This is a genomic window from uncultured Aureimonas sp., from assembly GCF_913775355.1.
Taxonomy (GTDB): Bacteria; Pseudomonadota; Alphaproteobacteria; order Rhizobiales; family Rhizobiaceae; genus Aureimonas.
The window spans coordinates 1-3,495 of sequence record NZ_CAJYIU010000139.1 but is presented as its reverse complement, the minus strand read 5'-3'; the positions used below and the strand labels follow the sequence as shown (position 1 = coordinate 3,495).

The 3,495-nt window shown below is 69.5% G+C and carries 2 protein-coding genes; both read right to left on the bottom strand.

Annotation, left to right across the window (positions count from 1 at the left end; genetic code table 11):
* Window positions 1-842: 842 nt before the first annotated feature.
* Window positions 843-1,337, bottom strand: a complete 495-nt coding sequence (locus QZ753_RS09335; protein ID WP_294643068.1) for a cyclic nucleotide-binding domain-containing protein — start codon at window positions 1,335-1,337, stop codon at window positions 843-845.
* A 64-nt stretch (window positions 1,338-1,401) separates the two neighbouring features.
* Window positions 1,402-3,495: ATP-binding cassette domain-containing protein (locus QZ753_RS09330; RefSeq protein ID WP_294643066.1), on the bottom strand; the 2,094-nt coding region annotated here is incomplete at its 5' end.

Sequence of the window (3,495 nt, the reverse complement as noted above, 5' to 3'; positions counted from 1 at the left end):
GTCGTCGTGTCGGTCCAACCTCTCCATAGCCGCTCACGATGACTTGAACGTCATAATGTTCAGTTACGCCCACACACGTTCGCGAACCGACCGAGGAGCCGACCCGGCCAGGATCCGAGCAGCTCTGCACGGATGTCGTCCCCGGTGAGGAAACCGACGCCCGAGACACCCGGTAGGCCGTGAGGGAGCGCCCCAGGTAAACGCCGGACAAGGACGGCGCGTCCTTTAAGGACACGCGAGGCCTGCAGATGTCTCTCGGTCACCATGCGCCCGACGGCTATCCGGAGCGATGCCGCCGACGCCCGGACGGCCCGCAGGGAGCCCCGGTGTCTGGCCCCCGGCGGGCCGGAGGAGTGCCGAGCGGTCCCGCCCCCCAAGCATCCGCATGAGGGTGCCACGCTTCTGCCGAGGGGTGCTGCCGTCCCCGCGCCGCGCTCACCCTCATGCGTCCGGGCCTGAGCCGGAGAGCGACAGGCCCTCCGGCAGACGTTCAACTGACCGGGTTGACGTCGACGCTGGTGGGGATCGGGGTGATCGTCAGCCTGGTCTTCCCCTTGACCGCGCCGCCATTGACGCCGTCCAGAGCCTCGTCGGTCAGTTCGCCGTCAGCCGGCCGCCCCTTGACCTGATCGTCTGTCTTGATCTCCCCCGCGCAGTATCGGGCTTGTCGTTCATCACATAACTCCCAGTTTTTTCTGGATACTACCGACGATCGAAAAACAGACTCGATGTCTGGCAGACGCTTCGATTTCTTATTTATTATAGAATAGAATTCTAATCTATATCTCTACCCGAATTGGGACGGAATCGCTGGACGCTGGGACGAACGTCTTGCGCGTCCGTCAGCCGGCAGCGGCATTCGTCGCTGCGGAGAGCGTCTTCAGCATCTCCTGGAAGCGAAGGCCGGCGACGGACACGCCGTCGAGCACCGTCTCGTCGAGTTCGTCCTCCTCGATGCGGCTGGTGCCGATCGCGCTGCCGGCCTTCTGCCGGGCCACGGTGCCGCGCAGGCGGTCGGCGAGGAAGATGGCGAGCGCCCGGTAGAAGCGGCCGGCAAAGCCCGCATCCTCGGAGAGCCTCGCCTCCATCCGCCGCTTGTCGAGGAGGAGGGTGCGGGTCGGCTGGTCGGCGCGGGCCGTGGCCGAGAGCGGCGCGCGGTCGACGAAGCTCATCTCGCCGAGGATCTCGCCGCTGCCGAGCAAGGCCACGCGGCCGAGCCCTGCGACCGACACCTCGACCTCGCCCTCCAAAAGCACGAAGAGCGAGGCGTTGTCGCGCCCCTCCTCGATCAGGACCTCGCCCGGCGAGAAGCTTCGCTGGCGACCGGCCGAGGCCATCCACGCGATGTCGCCGTCGCTGAGCTAGCCCACGATGAAGAGCACCTTGCGCATGACAGGCCTTTCACAGGAGTTGGCGCCGCGCGTGGGAGGCGAAATGACCGCCGAGCGCCATCAGCTCGGCATAGCTGCCCGTCTCGACCACGCGACCCGCCTGTAGGACGACGATGCGGTCGGCGGCCTCGATCGTCGACAGGCGGTGCGCGATGGCGACGCGCGTCACGGCGAGCCCCACCAGCGTCTGCGTGACGATGGCCTGCGTCCGGTTATCGAGCGCGCTGATCGCCTCATCGAGAAGAAGCACGGCCGGGCGCCCGACCAGCGCGCGGGCGATCAGGATGCGCTGGCGCTGCCCGCCGGACAGGGTCGCCGCGCCGTCGAGGAGCACGGTGTGCATGCCCATGGGCATCGCCTCGATGTCGCCCTCCAGCCCGACGAGGCGCGCGGCGGCTACCGCCTCGTCCATGCCGAGCCCGGTCTGACCGGTGATGTTCTCGTGGATCGAGCCCGAGAAGAGCTTTCCGTGCTGCAGGACGACGCCCATCTGGCGCCGGAAATCCGGCAGCGCGATGCGCCGCAGCGAGGTGCCGTCGTAGAAGATCTCACCGGACGCCGGCTGCTCGAAGCCGAGGAGGAGGCGCATCAGGGTCGACTTGCCCGAGCCCGAGGCGCCGACGATCGCGACGAACTCGCCCGCGCCGATCCGCAGGTCCAGCCCGTCGAGCCCCAAGGGGCTCGACGGCGCATAGCGGAACGACAGGTTGCGGATGTCGATCTCGCCCTTCAGCTCCAGCGGCTCGCTCTCGCCGGACGGTTCGCCCAGCGGCGTCGCGATGATCGGGCGGGCGCGCTCGATCATCGGAATGGCGCCAAGCGTGCGGCTGAGCGCATCGGCGAGCGCCGTGATCGAGCCGAAGACCTGCGCGGCGGCGGCGGACACGGCGCCGAAGGCGCCGGCCGGGAAGGCGGACGCGGCCTCCGACCCGTCCGCGGCGGCGGCCAGGGCATCGCTCTTCATCGCGGCGGCGATCGCCGCGTAGATCGCGATCGTCGCCAGTTCCGGCAAGAAGGTCTGCACGGTGCGCTGGACGTTCGCCCAGCGCTCGGCCGCGATCGAATGGTCGAGATTCGACCGGAACAGTCGCGCCCATCGCTGGAAGGCCTCCGGCTCGGCCGCCGAGGCGCGCAGCTTCGCCATGCCCATCAGGACCTGCAGCACGAAGCTTTCGAGCCGCCCCTTCTGGGCGATGAGGCGCCGCTCGTGCCGCAGCTCGGCATAGGACAGGGCGGCCGTGACGAGACCGAGCGTCAGGGCGGCGGCGAGGGTCACGACGGCAAGGCGCCAGTCCACGAGCATGATCGGAACGAGGCTGACGAGGCTGAAGGCCGCCCCGACGATCGCGCCGAGCCCATGCTGTGACAGAAGCTGGCGGGCCTGCTGGGTGCCGAGCACCCGGTCGAGGATATCGCCGACGGCGTGCGACCGGTAGAAGCTGCTGGGCAGGCGCATCATGCGCACCACCAGCGCCGGCTGAAGGCGCATCTCGAGGCGAAGCTCGGAGCGCAGAAGCACGATGCCCTTCACCACCTCGAACACGGTGCGGGCGAGCACCGTGATGACGAGGCCGACGGCCACGAGCTGCGCCGTCCGCACGTCGCCCCTCGGCAGGACGTCGTCGACGAGGAGGGCCGCTGCGGCGGGGATGAGCGAGGCGAACGCCGCCCCGGCGACGAGGCAGCCGACGAGGCGGAGGCGATCGACCCCACCGCCGACGAGGCCGAAGCGGAACAGGTCGCGAAACGAGAACGGCTCGTCCGGAAGGCTTGGATAGATCTGTATGGCGTCGTCGGAAAGGCGCGCCGACAGCGCCGGATCCAGCCGGCGCTCGGCCGCGCCGTCGAGGACGAACCAGCGCCGGCGGCGGCAGACGAGGGCGACCGGCCGGCGTTCGGCGTCGAGGAAGGCGAGAAGCGGCGGCCCGTCCTGCCGCTCCCAGTCCGGCCGCAGCAGGACGCTACGCTGGAAAAGGCGGTGGCGCGAGAGAAGCGCAGCGAGCCTCGAGGGGAGCGCGGCGCCGCTGCGCGCATCGCGCTCGAAGGCGCGCGCCAGTGGCGCGATCTCTAGCGCCCGGAACAGGTGGTGGAGCGCGGCCTGCAG